Genomic DNA, 17,543 nt, shown 5'->3' with positions numbered 1-17,543 from the left:
GCTTATAATTTAAAAAGAGTAATAAATATAATAGGAACTGAGAAGTTAACAGAGTACTTCAAGGCTCGTATTTTATTACTCTTTTTAAGTATCACTGAAAACAAACAAAAATGGGTTCAAAATGTGATATTATCGTGTTCAAACGTGGCATAAAAAGTGTATTTTCACACATTCTGCCGTCCCTATATGCCTTCGCTAAATTAGGAGAAATTATAGAGCAAGATTTAAACTTGATGAAGGACTTAAATGTAACTGCACAAAAAGTATCTAGTGTAGTAGAGGAAGGGCTACAGGAAATTGAAAAATTAATCAAAACAACAGATGAAAGTACTCAAGGCGCTCAAGAGATTCAAAATATTATATTGCAAACAAATGCTAGTTCAAATGAAATCGGAGAAGCGAGCAGTGTCATCAAATCTATTGCAGATCAAACCAATCTTTTGGCATTAAATGCAGCTATTGAGGCAGCAAGAGCTGGAGAAGCAGGAAAAGGTTTTGCAGTAGCAGAAGAAGAAATAAGAAATGGAAAGGATGAAGAATGAAATCGTAGATACCTTACAGAATTTAACTGCTATTGCAGAAGAAAACTCAGCAGGTACAGAGCAGGCATCCGCATCTATGGAAGAACAAACGGCAGCTATTCAAGAAATCGCGGGGGCTAGCGAAGGTTTAACCAATTTAGCACAGAATTTGCAATCAGCAATTCACAAATTTAAAATTTAATAAGGATAAGAGTAGCATACAGAACGAGACACAATGAGGTCTCGTTCTTTTGGATTTTGATAGAAAAGTTCTACTTTTTAATGAAGTCCTTACTTTAACGCAGTTAATCATGTAAATATAAAAGGTGGTTAGGAAAATCATAAACTGCCTGTAGGCAAAAATACGTAGGGTTAACATCCTGTCGTCCCTACGTATTGGTCGCTATTGTTGACCTAAATATGTCTGGTTATCTAAAATCTGTCTGTTGCAATTTGAACACCTATGGAAACAAACACAACTAAAGTATCAATAATAAATCCAAGAATCATAGGCTTAAATCCAATACGACGAATATCTGAATAGCTTGTTTTTAGGCCAATTGCTGAAAGTGCAACTACCATACAAAACTTCGAAGCTTTTGAAAGAGTAGGAACTATTGTAGTAGGAATGATACCTGTGCTTCGAAGAGCTACAACGATTAAAAACATTATTATAAAATACGGAAATACTTTTTTCAAATTTAGAGGCACGTGGCCCTGAATACCACTAAGCTTTGCTTCTTTTCTTTCGTTAATTAAAGAAAGAATGATAACACAAGGAATAATGAATAAGGTTCTTGTAAGCTTTACAATTACAGCTGTATTTCCAGCGATATCTGAAAAAGCGTAGCCAGCTGTTTCCCAGCACATACAATATCTTGAGAATTATTATCACGTAAATTTAATATCACAAAAGGGAAAAAACTTTGCTTTGACTAAAGAAGGTGAGGCACTACAGCAATATGCCAAGTCTTTAAAAGCTAACTCTGAGCGAATTATGCCACTTCTGCAACGCATAAAGAATCAAAGTAAAAAGCTTAATTTTGGTGCAACATTAACTATCGGTGAATATACAATTCCACCAATCTTATCTAAGATCATTTCCCAAGATCACGAATTACAAATATCAATGGTTGTGGAAAATACTCAAATTCTACAAAAAATGTTATGGGATGGAGAAGTTGATTTTGTACTTCTAGAAGGGCACTTTAATAGAGAACAATTTGAATCAAAGCTGATTTGTAATGAACCATTTATTGCAGTTTGCTCACCGAAGAATAAGATAGCAGACGATATTATAGATTTTGTAGATTTGTTAGAGGAGAACTTAATTTTGCGAGAAAAGGGAAGCGGTACTCGTGATATTCTCGTAAAGGCTCTTTACAATCAAAATTTAAGTATAAAAAACTTTAAGCATCATATTGAACTAGGTAATATGAATGCTATTAAATATTTGTGCCATGAAAATGTGGGTGTTACATTTATGTACAAGGAAGCTGTAAAAAATGAATTATCCCAAGGATATTTGAAAGAGATTAGAATACGGAATTTTAATGTTACTCATCCATTTAGCTTTATATATTTAAAAAATTGTCCAGACAAGGACCAGATAGAATATTGGTATGAAAAAATAAAGTCATTGAGAGTTACTAATGCTAAACTAAAAGTGTACCACCCTACTAACTGATCCATTGGTAAATAAAATAAAACAAATACGAAAGATACGTTCTGATTAGCAATAATTAAAAGTATTTTTTGAGTTCGTTGGAGGTATGAAGTTTGAAAAGAAAAACAATCTTATTAATAGATGATGATGTAGATTTAGTATCGATGCTAAAAACATTTCTTGAAATAAAAGGTCTAAATGTATTGACAGCATACAATTCACAAGAGATTCCTTATAACCTAGATGAAGTTCATTTAGTATTGCTTGATATTAACATGCCACGCGAAGATGGTTTCATTGTATGCAAACATATTAGGGAAAAATGGAATATGCCTATTTTATTTTTAAGCGCAAGAATAAACGAAGAAGATAAAATTAAAGGTTTAATGTTAGGCGGCGACGATTACATAACAAAACCATTTTCATTAGATGAGTTATATGCGAGAATATATACGAATATCAGTAGAAATGAAAGAAATCAATCCGGTGCTAACAATTATGTAATTCAAAATGGACTTTGTTTTATTAATGATATGGAGATACCTTTAACGAAAGCAGAATATGAAATAGTTGATCTATTAGCTAGTTATCCAAAACAAGTATTTAGTAAAGAAAGAATGTATGATACTTTGTGGGGCTATAGCGTAGAAGGGGATCCTCAGGTAGTTGCAGAACATGTTAGAAATATTAGAAATAAAATAAAACAAGTTAGTGACAAAGAATATATAAAGACACACTGGGGGCTTGGCTACTCATGGATTGGATAAATCATTTTACAAAAGATTGGAAATTAAAGAAAAGTTTTTCTTTATACATGATTGTATTCTTGATTATTGGATTGGTGTTAGGATTAGTTACAAAAGCAGTTTTAGAATGTGTAAAGTTTGATCATTTATCAACTTCAGTGTTTAATCAGCCTTCCACTAGCATATTTTCTACGATCATATTGTCAAAAGCGTTTACTTTTTTGATTGATTTTATTGTGCCAATTTTAATTGTAATCTTCCCTATAATTGGATTTATCGTTTTTTACAAACATAAGATTCAACAACCAATTCATATCTTAAATGATATGAATTGTTATGAAGAATGGGAAGGCAACAATCAAGATGAATTGGCATTAGCCAGCAATAGAGTAATAGAAAGTTTGCAAGAATTCGAAAACATGCAACTAGCTTACACTTTCCAAATGAATAACGCCACTAGAAAAACAGATACTTTACTTCATGAAATTAAAAACCCATTATCAACATTAAAAGGCGATATTGAACTATTAGATATTGTTTTAAACGACAAAAACCATACCATTCAAGAAATTATCCAAAGAATGAAAAGAAACGAAGGTAGAATTGAAACATATTTAAGTAAACTAACAGAGAAAGGAAATATCAAAAAGATAGAAGCAGATTTAAATCAAATTTCAATATTAGCTTTATGGAAAGATTTATATTCAAGATTTGTAGACAATCCTATACCTATTGCGTTTGAGAAAAATATTTCTGATAATCACAAAAATATAAAAATTGATGAATCCCTATTCTACGAAGCAATATCAAATATCATTGATAATGCAAATCGATTTGCTAAAAGAAAGATAGTAGTTCAACTATTTGAAACAGAAAACGAATATGTACTAACTATTAATGATGATGGCAAAGGATTTTCAAAGGATGCTTTAAAAAATTACGATCAACCATATTTTAGTGAAAGTACATTGAGCGGGAATATGGGTTTAGGATTGTTTATAACAAGAGCATTATTAAATAAGCAAGAAATAGCAATGGAAGCAAAGAATAATCATGGAGCTTGTTTAGAACTATTTATAAAAAAATCTTAATCTTGGAAAATTCTTGGAAAAGATATTTTATACTTCTCGTATGAGGAGGATGATATATATGGATGGAATAAAAATAAAAAATCTAAATTTTAGTTATGGTAGCAAGACTGTTTTGAAAGATTTAGATTTAGAAATCTCAAATGGAATGTTTGGCTTGTTGGGTAGAAATGGTGCGGGTAAATCTACTTTAATGAAATTAATTGTTGGATTATTACCATTAAAATCAGGCAAAATTTCAATGTACGGAAATTCAATAAAAAATAAGCAGAAAATAAGAGAAATAGTAGGATACTTGCCTCAAGATTTTGATTTTTATCCCGATATGAAAGTAGAAGAAGCATTAAAATATTTGGGTGTTTTGGATAACATTAAAACATCTGTTTTAAATGATAGAATGGATCGTTTATTAGTTCTTGTAAACTTAAACAATGAAAGAAAAAAGAAAATCAAAAATCTTTCTGGTGGAATGAAAAGGAGACTTGGAATCGCTCAATGTTTACTAAATGATCCAAAAGTATTAGTTGTGGATGAACCAACAGCAGGTCTAGATCCGGAAGAAAGAATTCGATTTAGAAACCTATTAAGTGACCTTTCCGAAGAAAAAACGGTCATTTTTTCAACTCATATTGCAAGTGATTTACAAAGTAGTACCAATCATCTTGGTATATTAGATAATGGTACTTTAGTTTACGATGGCACGATTGACGCTATTTTAGATGAGTGTAAATCATCTACTTTTGAAACAATCTTATCTAGACAAGATTATGATAAATTTAGAAAAGAATATCTAATCTTTGAACAAAAAGAAACTTCACAAGGAATCATTGTTAGGTTTTTAAATAATGGAAAACCAGAAGATAATTTTAAAAGGATAGCCCCAACATTAGAAGCTGCATACCTAATGAAGATTCATGAAAGAAGGGCATATTGATGAAGTTAAGTGTATTTGAATTGAAAAGACTATTTAAGTCCCTAATATTTTGCATAACCGTAGTAATACTTATTCTATCAATAAGCATGCAAATTGGAGAGAATTATAAAATAGAACCCCCTCAACCAGGGAATGAGAGTTATGGTTACAAAATCGTCGATGATCTCGAATTAATTTATCCGAATTTGTTAGTAGATTTATATCAATCCGTTGAAAACAATTCGTTTACAACCTATCCTTATGGATTCTATAAAAATAAAATCTTAGATTCAAAAGAATTAGATTTAATGAAAGAGTTCATATCAGAATTAGCTGGGACAGAGTATCATGAAATATTAACAGAAGGAATAAACAACATTCCTACGAAAGATTCTCTTGAAAATAGTTTGGAAAAAATCAATTCCCTTCTGGAAGGCGGCTCAGACTACGCTCCAGATGCTTATCTATTTAAATTTGGAAATATCGGAATGGACTATAATGAAGCTTTAGAAGAATATAATCTAATGAAAACAAACGGATTAGATGTTGCTTTTACCAGATACTTTAGTGATTATGCAGGGATCTTTATTAGCTTAATTACTTGGTTTTTACCTTTATCTGTATGGCTTAAGGATGGAAAGAGTGGCATAATAAATACTATTTTTGTAAAATCGACAGGTACTATAAAATTGTTTTTGAGCAGAATTTGTGCAATAACGGTATCTATATTACTTGTTCTTATTCTTTTCTATTCATATTATGAATTTAAAATTGTAGGAACGTATGGAATAGAAAATACGAATATATTAAAAGCCTATGGATTACTCATAATCTGGTTGATACCTAATGTGCTTTTTTGTGTATCAATGAGTAGCCTTATAACGATAGTTACGAACAATGTAATAACTGCTATTGTAGGACCATTAGGAACTTTTATTACTTTACTTATGAGTCCAAAAGGAATTTATGGAAATTATGGTTGGCAATTGGTTTTAAGACATAATACGATAGGAAACGAACAATACTTTTTAGATCACTTCAATCAGTTATTGCTAAATCGATCCGTTTGGTTATTAATCGGAGTTTTTATTTGCGTATTGTCAATAATTGCACTAAATAAAAAAAGGGAGGGATATTATGCTATCAAGACTAGTGTATCTCACAAAAGTAGAGTTAAAGCATAATACTCTATTTACGATAATTACCTCACTGTTTATTATTGCAATATGCTTTGTTGTTTTTGGAATTGATAATCTTGATGTATTGATGGCAAACTATGCTATCGAAAGATTTTTACCTTTAATGGGAATTATCAGTATAAGTTCAACTTATTATCCTGAACAATTATCACCTATAAAGGACTTACTAAAACTAAGAGATAAAGCATTGTGTAAAATTTATGTAGTAAGAAGCACCATTCGATTTATTGCTTTTGTTGCCATTACCTATATCTATGTTCAATTGATCTATACACCAACAAATGCGTATAGCATACATGAAGCATGGTTACATTCCATGTCAATTGGACTATTTGTCGGAGGATTTGGACTTTTATTATTTAGCATTACAAACAATATAGTCATATCCTATTTGGTAACAATTATATATATGTTTTTGCAATGGTTTATAAAAAAAGATGTGCTGGGATTTTTCTATTTATATAATTTAGATAGCTTATCTGTGACAAAAATAATGATTTTATCCTTAACAGGATTGTTTCTTATAATAATTTCCATTCCATTATGGAATAAAAAGAGTGTGAATTAATATTATGTGATATTGTGAAAACTTACAATGAGGGAGCGTTTTTTATTAAGAGTTTAAAGGCGATAGGATTGACTAACGGTCAAATAATGGTATAACTAGTCTTCCTAAAAGTAAGGTAGTATTTTACTTTGATGAAATCTAGATTGTTTATAGTACATATTTTAGCTACAGCTTCGATGACTTGTTTTGACTTTAGTAGATGTCGCGTTCGCTACGATATTTATATGGCTATGTTGAGATAAACTTGTCTATTATTTCAAAGAGCTTTTGCTTTTGAATGACATTATTGCAACTAGTTACGAATTAAGAGTAGATTTTTTAAGATAGGGAAGATTATAAGTTGAATAATTTCCACTATAAAGAGGGCAAGTGTAATATTAAAACCTCCACATTTAATTAAAGTTGTAGACTTGCTTTCAAAGAACATAAATGAGTTGGTAGGGCATGTAGAAGAAATTATTAATTAAGGAGTCCTAGCTATGAAAGATAAAAAGGATTTATTTATAGGGTCTTTGCTTGGTGGCGCTATTGGAGATGCTCTTGGCTATACCATTGAGTTTATGACATTAAATGAAATTAAATCTAAATTCGGACGTAATGGTATAACAGATTTAGAAATTGATAGAACAGCAAAAAAAGCACTCATATCAGATGATACACAGATGACTTTATTTACTGCAGATGGAATAATATGGGCATATTTGCGTTGTAGTGAAAGAGGTATTGGTTCTTATGCAGGAAGTGGTACTTATCAATCTTATCTTCGTTGGTATTATACTCAAACAGGAAGAATGCCTACAGATAGTGATGAATTTTGGCTTGAACTACAACCTCATGAAGAAAAAGCAGGTATATTAAATTATAAGGAATTATTCTCTCAAAGGGCACCTGGGAATAGCTGCTTAACAGCACTTGAAAGTGGAAGAATGGGAACTATAGACGAGCCAATTAATAACAGTAAAGGTTGTGGAGGAGTTATGCGTGTTGCTCCTGTAGGTTTGTTTTTAAATAGAGAACCAGAATACTCATTTAGGGTAGCTGCTGAAATCGCTGCAATAACACATGGTCATCCTACCGGATACCTAGCAGCAGGAGCATTAGCTACAATTATTGCAGAACTTGTTAATGGCAAAGATATTATTGAAAGTACGATATCTGCAATGAATATTCTAAAAAAATATAAGGATTATGAAGAGACTCTATATGCTATAGAACAATCTATAAAGCTTGCAGAAAGTAATGAGAATGCCGAACAAGCAATTAAGAAATTAGGGGAAGGATGGGTTGCAGAGGAAGCTTTAGCTGTCGCTTTATATTGTGCATTAAAAAATACAGATATTAAGAAAGCCCTTATTATGTCTGTAAATCATGATGGTGATAGTGATTCAACAGGAGCAATTTGCGGTAATATACTTGGTGCAACTTATGGTATTAGCGCTTTGCCAAAAGAATGGATTGAAAATATCGAATTAAAAGATTTATTGATTATAATGTCCACTAAGCTATATGACTTGTCAGAACATGCATTTAATTAAAGATGAACAGTAGCCAAAGCCCTAAGATTTTGTGGAATGAAGGTTCCAATACTTGAAATCCAAAGTATAGAAGTAAAATCTCAATTCCCATGAAGAAAAAGACTATGAAGTTTATTATTAAGGGCACTCCTCGTTAAAGTGCCCTTTTCATGAACTTTACTTGATACACTCGTTTACTTCCTATTCTTCAATAATATATGCTTTTACAATTTCTCCATAATATGCAATATGACAATCTTTGTTTGCTCCTGGATTTGAACTATCAACATCTTCTGGATACATCTTATTTTTAATCTCTTCTGGCAAAGAATCTTTATCTTGAAATTGCTTATATATTACATCACACTCTAATGTTAACGGCAATTGTTTAATTCCCGGAACACTGATAATCTCACTTTGATTTAGATTGAGTTTTAAATCTTTTGCTTTATCAATATCTTTTCCTGTTCTGGAACCACAATAACTAATAATTTTCTTATCATAATCTCCAATGGGAATATTAACTGTAAATTCTCCATTTGTGTCCAGTTGAGTTCTCGTAAATCTGTTCTCTCTCACAAAGATTGTAAATATAGGCACACCCCATTCAATTCCGAACATTCCCCATGAAACCGACATCAAATTTACTTTGTCTTCAACTTTTGTAGTTATCAGTATACCTTCCTCAAGTGCCTTCATAATCAATTCAGAATAATCAAATACATTTATTTCTCTTTTCATATTATCTCCTTGTACGTCATATTTTTCTGCACAGGACCAATCCTTTAAGATATCACATCCAGCGCCGATTGAATTTTCATTATTAGTATTAATTGATATATTTTATAATATTCTACTCATTAATGTTTCTATATATTTTATATAATATACCATTTGATAGATCAATTGACAACCAATCATTTGTAAAGAAAAACAGATTATTTTCAAGTTTTTATATGAGATATATCATAAGAAAACAATATTTGGCATTATGGAGCATACGGATAGCGACATTAATATCTTCTTTAAAAAAAGCAAGCAAATAGACAAGAAGATTATATAAATAGGTGGGATTTTGTATTAAAGTATATAGCTTATATAAGGTAATATTAATATAAAATCTCACGTTCTTTGTGTTGATGCTCCTCGTATTTTCTTGGTCGTTATGTTTATGTGCTGTTATAAATCACCTTCTTTTGGGAAGAATCCTAATATTATGGAAAAATACGTAGTTATCCAAAAAAAGTGAGTGATTTTATTGAAATTAAGTCTTATTATACCTTGTTTTAATGAAGAAGGGTCTATAAAGCTTTTATATGAGGCGATTTGTCCAGTTTTAGATGTTTTAAGTAATTACTCAGCAGAACTCCTTTTTATTGATGATGGGAGTACAGATCATACTTTATCTTATATACAAAGATTTGCTATGATTGATCCTCGAGTCAAGTACCTATCCTTTTCTCGAAATTTTGGTAAAGAAGCAGCTATTTATGCTGGATTTATCTACGCTGCAGGAGATTATATTGGACTTTTAGATGCAGATTTGCAACATCCTCCAGAAGCCATCATTAATATGGTACATGCTTTAGAAGAAGGATATGATATTGCAGCAGCTCGAAGGATCGATCGAAGTGGAGAAAAAAGATTTTACAGTCATTGTGCAAGGCAATTTTATCGCCTTATCCACCATCTATTCCAGGTAGATATTGTAGATGGAGCACAAGACTTTCGCGTTTTGAAGAGAAAAGTAGTAAATGCTATATTAAATATGCCAGAGTACAATCGCTTCTCAAAGGGTATTTTTAGTTGGGTTGGGTTCAAAATCAAATGGTTTGATCATGAAAATGTCAATCGAGTTGCTGGTACTACAAAGTGGTCGTTTAAAAAATCCTTCTCTTATGCAATAGATGGAATTGTATCTTTTACTACAATGCCCTTAAAAATATCCTTTTTCTTTGGTGGGACTGCTTCGCTTTGTGGTTTTTTCTATGTTTTATACCTCTTTCTACGAACAATAATATATGGTGTAGATTTACCTGGATTTCCAACTATTGTATCCTTGATTCTTATTATGTGTGGAATCATATTAATATCTTTAGGAATTGTAGGAGAATATATCGGCAAAATCTACATGGAAGTTAAGGCAAGGCCCATATATATTGTAGATGAGTCTAATTTAGGAGTAAATAGCAATGAAAAAGATTTTAATGACTTGTACCAAAAGAATAAGTCAATTGCTCGATAGAGAGTTTTTTCGATTTTTAATAGTAGGTGGGGTCAATACTCTTTTAGGGTACAGCATGACCCTATTTTTATTTTACATTATTGGAATAAACTACAAACTTTCTCAAATTCTTAATTTTTTGATTTGTTTTCCAGTAGCTTATACATTACAAACTATGTTTGCTTTTCGAAGTCGATGGTCTTGGAAGAGGTTATTTTTATATCCCGTATCTTCATTACCTAATCTTATTGTACAATATATTACCCTAATTTTTTGTGTAGAAATTTTAGGCGTAGTAGAGTATATTGCGTATCTAATCTCATATATCTTACCTATACCCATTATGTTTTTTGTAGTAAAATTCTTTGTTGCGGCAAAGAGCAAGGATGAAAGGGAAAACACCCTAGACAATTCCTTTTTATCTTATTTAGGAATCTATACAATATTTTTTGTTATAGTCTTTTTAGCAGGTTTTCAGGAGTTTTTTGAGGAGGCAAAATCCTTTATATGGTATTTTGATGGAACTAAGCAACATTTTCCCTTTCTTTATGATTATGCAGAAACTCTTAAAACCGTTATTAGTGGGAAATCAGCTTTTCCCATGTGGAATTGGCAATTGGGATTTGGGGCTGATACGGTATTTTCATATAGTTATTATGTTTTAGGTGATTTGTTTAGCATACTAGCTAGTCTGTTTTTCCCTTTAAGCAAAATGGAGTTGGCTTATAGCATAATGATAGGAGCAAGATTATATTTTGTTGGATTTTCTTTACTTTATTACTGCAAGTACATGGGGCTAAGAGAAATCCCTAGTGTAATTGGGAGCTTAATGTATGCTTTTTGTGGTCATATCCTGTTTTGGGGTTTAAGACATCCTTTTTTTAGCAATAGCGCAATCATTTTTCCCTTCTTGGCTTTAGGTATTGAAGAAATTTTTAAAAGAAAAAAACCCATGCTGTTTATTCTTTGTGTAGCTTTTAGCGCTATCAATAATTATTACTTTCTTTACATGAATACTTTGGGGATTTTTGTGTATTCCATTATAAGATTTTTTTATTACGTAATAGAAAATAAAGGGTCAAATTTTATTAAAGCCTTCTTAAAGGTAACTTATTATTATCTTATAGGTTTATCTATAGGAGCTGTAGTATTTTTGCCTTCAGCATATGGCTTTTTAAATACAGCTAGAGTACCTAGCATAGAGTTAAAATCATTTTTTGAAATAAGAGATTATATAAATATGTTTGCTCGATTTGTCATAAACGACAAAATACCACGAATTAGCCTGCCATTAATCGCCTTTCCATGTACACTAATGTTTTTGCGTTTTCAAGGTAGGTTCAGCAAGTCTTTTAAGGTAATGTTTTTTATTATGACCATCTTCGTGTGTCTACCTATTATGCATTATGCATTCAATGCCATGAGTGCACAAAACGATCGATGGGTATATATTTATATTTTTCTGTTGAGTTTTAATGTATCTTATGTGTTGAATCATATTGACGGATATGAACAATGGAAGTTTTTTATTGTTTTTTTTTCTGTTTTAGGAATTCTATTTTACGATGCAAAGGTAGTCAATCTTACTTTAATTATCTTAGGAGTGATATGCTTATGTAAAGATTTATGTCTAAGACATCCTATAGAAAATTCCCATGCAAATTATTTTCAGATAGGTATTCTTATTTTAGTAACATTAAATCTTATCGTCAATGTAGATACTTATGCTAAGGAAAGCAATTTAGGAAAGGAGTTTAAAGAATTTGGATCTGTTCTATCAGAATATGAAGACGATCAAACGGCCATAGTTAATAGTTTGAGAGATGTAGATCTTTATCGAACAGATTACGATGATAAGACAGATAATAAAGGCCTTGTTAATAATTTTAATGGAACCCATATCTATAATTCTATTGTAAATAAGAACCTCATTGCTTTTTATGATGATCACAATCTAAGAACGAAACCACATAATTCTGCATATATGGGCTTAGATAATATAACAGGATTAACTAGTTTACTAAATGTAAAGTACTATGTTGCAAAAGAAAAAGATAAACATGCTATCCCTTACGGCTTTAAAGAGAAAGTAAATGAAAAGGGAGTAGTTCTATATGAAAATCAATATGTGTTACCTATTGGTTTTATTTATGATGAATATATCTTACATGATAGCCTCCAGGAAAAATCTACAGTGGATAAAGTATATCAAATGATGAATGCTGCAATCGTCGAAGAAGATATCCTCAATATACCTAAAAAGAAATACCAGGAGTGGGGAGAAGTACTTGATTTTAAGGTCATTAGACAAGAAGGCGTAAAAATTAATGACAATAAGATAGAGGTTTTAAAGAAAAATGGAAGCATCACTTTACAAGTGAATGTGGCAATCGGAAAAGAAACTTTCTTAGAAATTAGTAGAATTTACTACGAGAAGGACAATAAGGATTTTAAACTAACTGTAGAAACAGACAAGATAAAAAAATCTAAAGAAACTCGCTCTATGAACAATACTTATTATATAGATAATCGCAACTATCTGTATAATCTAGGTGTAAGCCAGGAAGACACGACAGATATTACAATAAGCTTCAATCAAAAGGGCAGTTATAAATACGAAGATTTAGAGATAATCGGTGTAAGTATGAATAAATATAAAAAGTGTATAAAAAACTTAAATAAGAATACCTTGCAAGAAATTAAACTAAGCACGAACAAAATACAAGGCAAAATCCAAGCCTCTAACAAATCCATATTGTTTCTTTCTATTCCATATACAAAAGGCTGGCAAGCCTATATAGACGGAAAAAAAGTCGAGACATTTCCTGTAAATACAGCTTTTACGGGAGTTGTAATAGATAAAGGACAGCATGAAGTTTATTTAAAATACACTACTCCGCTTTTGCACCTAGGTGCACTTATTAGTATAATTGGAATTTTGATTCTTTTAATTGGTGGGGTAGTTCGCAAACATTCATTAAAAGGCATATCGCATATCGAGACGTTAACTGTATATATTGGACATCTAATAATTGACAATAATAAGTAGGCCATTGGAAAATTAAAATATTATTTAGAGAAATTTTCAGAGGGTGTGCAAGATATGTTTGGTTTTTCTAAATAGCAAAAGATCAAACTACTACATTTTATATTTGAAGAGAATATTTTTATATGTTATAATGAACCAGTAAAAGATTAAACATTTGAGAAATATAAGGGAGCGAACTTGATGTCCGCATTTGTTTTTAACTAAACCAACTAAATAGTTGTATCTTAAAAAGTGTTTAAACCTATACTGTCTAGGTTTATTTGTTGTTGACTTTTTAAGGGAAAGTTAGAAACATGGATATCATTAAACCGCACAATATATTAGAGTTCTTTTATATCAAATGTAAATTTTTATATACCTTATATTATGGCTATATTTTTGAGTTTCAATATTTTAATATGATTTTTAGCATATTACTTATTGGAATATAATATTGGGTATTATTTGATGTATAATATAAACGGTAAAGGTTATGGTGACTTCTTGTTACTATGACCTTTTTTGTATTTATTCATGATTCTTTTTAACTTTCAATATTAGTATAGATATAATTCGTATTTTAGTCTTTATAAGCTATGCAATGAAATTTAAAATGATGAATATGGAGAACAACAAACAATGCTTAATTATTTAGATGAAGTAAACAAGAATGTAAGTATAGAAGAAGGTAAGAAAACCATAGAGAACATATTAATAACAATATACTTTAAAGAAGGAATTTCCACCAAAGAATTAGCAAGAAATAGTCTCTTGCCTATTCCTGTAGTTGCAGCTATAAAAAAAGAACTTATTAAAAAAGGATTAGTTATTCAAGACCGAGGAATAAGACTTACAATAAAAGGTAGACATTTTGTAGAGGAACAATTAGGATTCAAAAAAATAAATAGTGATTTATATATGAAACTATTAATGGAACCTTGGAAGGAACATAGAGAAATTATTGAAATAAAAGAAGAATTATGGGATTTTTTTGACAATCGTCCTCAAGTAGATGTCGCTATAGATCAGTCAAAGTCGAGTATAGATACATCTTTAAAAAGAGCAATATTGTGTCTTAAAGATTATTACTTGGTAGGAAAGAGAATTTTATGTTTAGGAGATGATGATTTAGTAAGTGTAGCTTTAGGTTTTCTGCTAAAAAAACTTTTTAATAACACTATTAATTATACTACTAAAATTACTGTAATGGATATTGATGAAAGAATTATAGACTATATAAGTGATATAGCTATAAAAGAGGATCTTCCAATTAAGTGTGAGTATGTAGATTTAAAAATGCCATTGGCGGATAATTTTAAAAATCAATTTGATTGTTTTTTTACAGATCCACCTTATACTCTTGAAGGAATGAATCTGTTTCTTTCGAGAGGGATAGAAGCCTTAAGAGACGATAGTGGACTTGCTATTTATTTTTCTTATGCTCATAAGTCTCCAGATTTTCAATTAACCATGCAAAAGTGTTTTTTTAGAATGGGACTTATAGCTTCAGAAGTAATGGCTAGGTTTAATACCTATGAAGGTGCTAGCATAATTGGGAATACAGGACAAATGATTGTTCTTAAGACTACTAATATAACTAAAGCTTTAATAAAATCCCATTATAAAGGAGTTCTCTATACTGGAGAATTGAAGGAAACTATACGCTTTTATAGATGTAAGCAATGTGATGAAGTTATAAAGGTAGGGCGTTTCGAAAAGTTAAATACTATAGAAACATTAAAGTTAAATGGTTGCTATAAATGTAATAGTCAAGTATTTGAATTAGTTCAAAGAAAAAATATGAAATAATTAAATTTAGAATAAGCAGTGAAAAGGAAAGTGCATAAGGGGAATGAGTATGAATTCTGAAATTATTATATATCAAACAGAGGGTGGTTTGACTAAAATAGAAGCTACTTTTGACGACCATACAGTTTGATTATCAATTGACCAAATGGCAGAATTATTTCAACGTGGTAGAAGCGTAATTGGAAAACATATAAGAAATGTTTTTAAAGAGGCGACATTAAAAGAATTCAGTGTGGGCAAAACTTGCCTGCACTGCTTCTAATTGTATGAGACGCACATTACCAATTTAATAAATTTACAGCAACGACATATAGGGAGCGTTATTTTTATCTCCTAAAATTTGGAGTAAGAGGTCACCGTCAGACTGGGTCAAGTTCAAGAATTATTATAAAAAATATAATTTATCATGTAATATATGATAATATCATAATTCTTTAGGGTAAAAAAGCAATAGGCACTGTAAAGTCACCGCCAAGGGAGGGATATATTAAAACAACTAATTAATAAACTAACAGATTTTCAAGTTGAGCCATGGAATACTTTAGGAAGCCGGTGTTATATATGAGCAAATTCAGTATAGAACAAGAAATAAAACTTCTGCCAATTCATGAATATGCCTTTTTAAAGCCAGAAGAAGTCATTTTTTCTGAAGAGGTTAGAGAGATATGTGAAGGTAATTCATGTGGAATGTACGGTACCTCTTGGGCATGTCCTCCTGCTGTAGGGAGCTTAGAAGAATGCCAAAAGCAATGCCTAGAATACGAAGATACCTTTATTTTTACTACAGCAACTCAGATAAAAAATAGCTATGATGTTCAGGGATGGTTAGAGGCGAGAATACAACATGAAAAACTAACAGATAAGGTGGGTGAGGTCTTTCGAAAATATACTAAAAGTCCTCTAATTTTGTCTACAGAAGGCTGCAATGTTTGTAAGAACTGCACCTATCCTAATGAACCCTGCCATTTTCCAAAAAAAATGTATCCTGCTACAGAAGGTTATGGCATACTTGTAATGAGGCAGGCACAGCTATGCAATATGAGATATAACAATGGTGCCAATACGGTTACATATTTTAGTATGATATTTTTTAATTGAATTTGGCTTATCAGTTCGTAACTGAAAATAATGCGTCACAAGATTAAAATATATTGAAAGAAGTGAAGTGAATGAAAGTTAATAAGTTGAATTTCAGATTATCTATAAAGGCTTGTAATTTAAATAGGATATTTTATCTAATGGCTTCGTTAATCATCTTAATTCCAACATTTATAGTTCTTATTACTGACGTTCCCTTAGCGTGGAGCTAAATTGGACAGGAAAGGTTTTGCCTGCGATTACTATGAAGAAATCATTATAATAGAATATATATTACTATATTTAATATGTATAAGAAAAATATATTTTGGAATGTAGGGGCGACCTGTGGTGCCAGTATAACAAACCAACATTATCTTCGGCGCATTAGTCGTTAGTCTTTAGTCACTAGTATTAGAGGTATTCCTTTTGGGTCAAGATCCTTCGCTTTCGCTCAAGATGACTTAAGTAGGAGCTATGTCAAAAGTAGATTTTTAATAATACATAAAAAAAGTGCCCTTTGGCACTTTAGCCATCAGCGGCCAGTCTTCAGCCATCAGTTCTAGGGTCAAGTCTTACAGGTCAAAGATTCAATTACCAATTACATATAAAGAGGGCTTAAATAATATCTAAGTCCAAAAGTAGGACTTTCCTAATATATGAAAATGCGCGGTCAAAGACCGCCTCAACATTATCACGAATAGTGCAACAAATAATATTTTAAAATTTTAATATCATAACTTATTATAAATATTGTTGACAAGTATAAAAATATTACATATAATTATTTGTGAACATTTTATTAATCGCACTTAAAAACTTCGACTATAGAAGGAATAAAATATCAAAAGAAGTTAACGTACTACAATAGGGAAGTCAAATTTATAGTGACTTCTACAATAACAATTTACATAACATTTTCCTATGGAACCCTTGTACGGCCATGTTAAAGTAGTAATAGCTAATAAGATTGCTCAAGATTTACATAATACATATAAACTAAAATTATTTAAAATAAGAGGAGGATATCAACGAATGATTATTATTGGTGAAAAAATCAACGGATCCATCCCATCCGTAGCAAAAGCAATTGCAGAAAAGGATGCAGACTTTATTCGCAATTTAGCAAAAGCACAAACAGAAGCAGGTGCAACTTATATAGATGTTTGTGCATCTGTAGAAGATAGCAT

General features: G+C 30.9%; 14 protein-coding genes and 2 pseudogenes. 14 read left to right on the top strand and 2 right to left on the bottom strand.

Annotated elements, in window-relative coordinates; translation table 11 throughout:
- Nucleotides 1-305: 305 nt before the first annotated feature.
- Nucleotides 306-723: pseudogene (locus DES36_RS15480) on the top strand (methyl-accepting chemotaxis protein); the annotation flags it as partial.
- 230 nt (nt 724-953) lie between these two features.
- Here the strand turns inward: DES36_RS15480 and DES36_RS14100 are convergent.
- Nucleotides 954-1,391: a putative sulfate exporter family transporter gene (locus DES36_RS14100; protein ID WP_113921851.1), complete on the bottom strand. Its 438-nt coding sequence runs from the start codon at nt 1,389-1,391 to the stop codon at nt 954-956.
- 61 nt (nt 1,392-1,452) lie between these two features.
- Here DES36_RS14100 and DES36_RS14095 point away from each other — a divergent pair, with 61 nt between their 5' ends.
- The 7 genes from DES36_RS14095 (at nt 1,453) to DES36_RS14065 (ending at nt 8,236) form a co-directional block, all read left to right on the top strand.
- Nucleotides 1,453-2,208, top strand: a complete 756-nt coding sequence (locus tag DES36_RS14095) for a LysR substrate-binding domain-containing protein (protein ID WP_113921850.1) — start codon at nt 1,453-1,455, stop codon at nt 2,206-2,208.
- A gap of 92 nt (nt 2,209-2,300) precedes the next feature.
- Nucleotides 2,301-2,954: a response regulator transcription factor gene (locus DES36_RS14090; protein WP_242981782.1), complete on the top strand. Its 654-nt coding sequence runs from the start codon at nt 2,301-2,303 to the stop codon at nt 2,952-2,954.
- Entirely contained in the window at nt 2,942-4,024 is a 1,083-nt protein-coding gene (locus DES36_RS14085; RefSeq protein WP_113921849.1) for a sensor histidine kinase, read from the top strand. The genes DES36_RS14090 and DES36_RS14085 overlap by 13 nt, the downstream gene beginning before the upstream one ends.
- A gap of 58 nt (nt 4,025-4,082) precedes the next feature.
- Entirely contained in the window at nt 4,083-4,955 is an 873-nt protein-coding gene (locus DES36_RS14080) for an ABC transporter ATP-binding protein (protein ID WP_113921848.1), read from the top strand.
- An 86-nt stretch (nt 4,956-5,041) separates the two neighbouring features.
- Nucleotides 5,042-6,118: a hypothetical protein gene (locus DES36_RS14075; protein ID WP_207657474.1), complete on the top strand. Its 1,077-nt coding sequence runs from the start codon at nt 5,042-5,044 to the stop codon at nt 6,116-6,118.
- Nucleotides 6,072-6,701 (top strand): hypothetical protein, encoded by a 630-nt coding sequence (locus DES36_RS14070; RefSeq protein WP_113921846.1) that lies wholly within the window; start codon nt 6,072-6,074, stop codon nt 6,699-6,701. Before DES36_RS14075 ends, DES36_RS14070 begins: the two co-directional genes overlap by 47 nt.
- A gap of 479 nt (nt 6,702-7,180) precedes the next feature.
- The gene (locus DES36_RS14065) at nt 7,181-8,236 is read left to right on the top strand and encodes an ADP-ribosylglycohydrolase family protein (protein ID WP_113921845.1); all 1,056 of its coding nucleotides are present in this window, start codon (nt 7,181-7,183) and stop codon (nt 8,234-8,236) included.
- Nucleotides 8,237-8,416: 180 nt separating this feature from the next.
- On the opposite strand, the gene DES36_RS14060 is transcribed toward DES36_RS14065, so the two are convergent.
- On the bottom strand, nt 8,417-8,956 hold the full coding sequence (locus tag DES36_RS14060; protein ID WP_113921844.1) for a flavin reductase family protein: 540 nt from the start codon (nt 8,954-8,956) through the stop codon (nt 8,417-8,419).
- A gap of 175 nt (nt 8,957-9,131) precedes the next feature.
- Here DES36_RS14060 and DES36_RS15475 point away from each other — a divergent pair, with 175 nt between their 5' ends.
- From DES36_RS15475 to DES36_RS15225, 6 genes and pseudogenes are all read left to right on the top strand, one after another.
- Complete coding sequence (locus DES36_RS15475; protein ID WP_113921852.1) at nt 9,132-9,278, top strand: BrxA family protein; 147 nt, start codon at nt 9,132-9,134, stop codon at nt 9,276-9,278.
- A 186-nt stretch (nt 9,279-9,464) separates the two neighbouring features.
- Nucleotides 9,465-10,460 carry a glycosyltransferase family 2 protein gene (locus DES36_RS14050; protein ID WP_242981781.1) on the top strand — a complete coding sequence of 332 codons (996 nt, stop codon included), beginning with the start codon at nt 9,465-9,467 and terminating at the stop codon, nt 10,458-10,460.
- Nucleotides 10,408-13,488: a GtrA family protein gene (locus tag DES36_RS14045; protein WP_113921842.1), complete on the top strand. Its 3,081-nt coding sequence runs from the start codon at nt 10,408-10,410 to the stop codon at nt 13,486-13,488. Before DES36_RS14050 ends, DES36_RS14045 begins: the two co-directional genes overlap by 53 nt.
- 618 nt (nt 13,489-14,106) lie before the next feature.
- The gene (locus DES36_RS14040) at nt 14,107-15,276 is read left to right on the top strand and encodes a bis-aminopropyl spermidine synthase family protein (RefSeq protein ID WP_113921841.1); all 1,170 of its coding nucleotides are present in this window, start codon (nt 14,107-14,109) and stop codon (nt 15,274-15,276) included.
- Between the two features lie 561 nt (nt 15,277-15,837).
- Nucleotides 15,838-16,374, top strand: a complete 537-nt coding sequence (locus tag DES36_RS14030) for a DUF2284 domain-containing protein (RefSeq protein WP_113921840.1) — start codon at nt 15,838-15,840, stop codon at nt 16,372-16,374.
- A 1,014-nt stretch (nt 16,375-17,388) separates the two neighbouring features.
- Nucleotides 17,389-17,543, top strand: a pseudogene (locus tag DES36_RS15225) (methyltetrahydrofolate cobalamin methyltransferase); the annotation flags it as partial.

Origin of the sequence: Alkalibaculum bacchi, assembly GCF_003317055.1 — a bacterium.
In the GTDB taxonomy this organism is placed as follows: domain Bacteria; phylum Bacillota; class Clostridia; order Eubacteriales; family Alkalibacteraceae; genus Alkalibaculum; species Alkalibaculum bacchi.
The sequence above is the reverse complement of the archived record's forward strand: the minus strand, read 5'-3'. Positions and strand labels throughout refer to the sequence as shown.

Bases quoted from the DNA above. Each gene is read 5' to 3' on its own strand.
- DES36_RS14080 (WP_113921848.1), top strand. From the start codon at position 4,083: ATGGATGGAATAAAAATAAAAAATCTAAATTTTAGTTATGGTAGCAAG.
- DES36_RS14070 (WP_113921846.1), top strand. From the start codon at position 6,072: ATGCTATCAAGACTAGTGTATCTCACAAAAGTAGAGTTAAAGCATAAT.
- DES36_RS14075 (WP_207657474.1), top strand. From the start codon at position 5,042: ATGCAAATTGGAGAGAATTATAAAATAGAACCCCCTCAACCAGGGAAT.
- DES36_RS14030 (WP_113921840.1), top strand. From the start codon at position 15,838: ATGAGCAAATTCAGTATAGAACAAGAAATAAAACTTCTGCCAATTCAT.
- DES36_RS14045 (WP_113921842.1), top strand. From the start codon at position 10,408: ATGAAAAAGATTTTAATGACTTGTACCAAAAGAATAAGTCAATTGCTC.
- DES36_RS14085 (WP_113921849.1), top strand. From the start codon at position 2,942: ATGGATTGGATAAATCATTTTACAAAAGATTGGAAATTAAAGAAAAGT.
- DES36_RS14100 (WP_113921851.1), bottom strand. From the start codon at position 1,391: ATGTGCTGGGAAACAGCTGGCTACGCTTTTTCAGATATCGCTGGAAAT.
- DES36_RS14040 (WP_113921841.1), top strand. From the start codon at position 14,107: ATGCTTAATTATTTAGATGAAGTAAACAAGAATGTAAGTATAGAAGAA.
- DES36_RS14065 (WP_113921845.1), top strand. From the start codon at position 7,181: ATGAAAGATAAAAAGGATTTATTTATAGGGTCTTTGCTTGGTGGCGCT.
- DES36_RS14060 (WP_113921844.1), bottom strand. From the start codon at position 8,956: ATGAAAAGAGAAATAAATGTATTTGATTATTCTGAATTGATTATGAAG.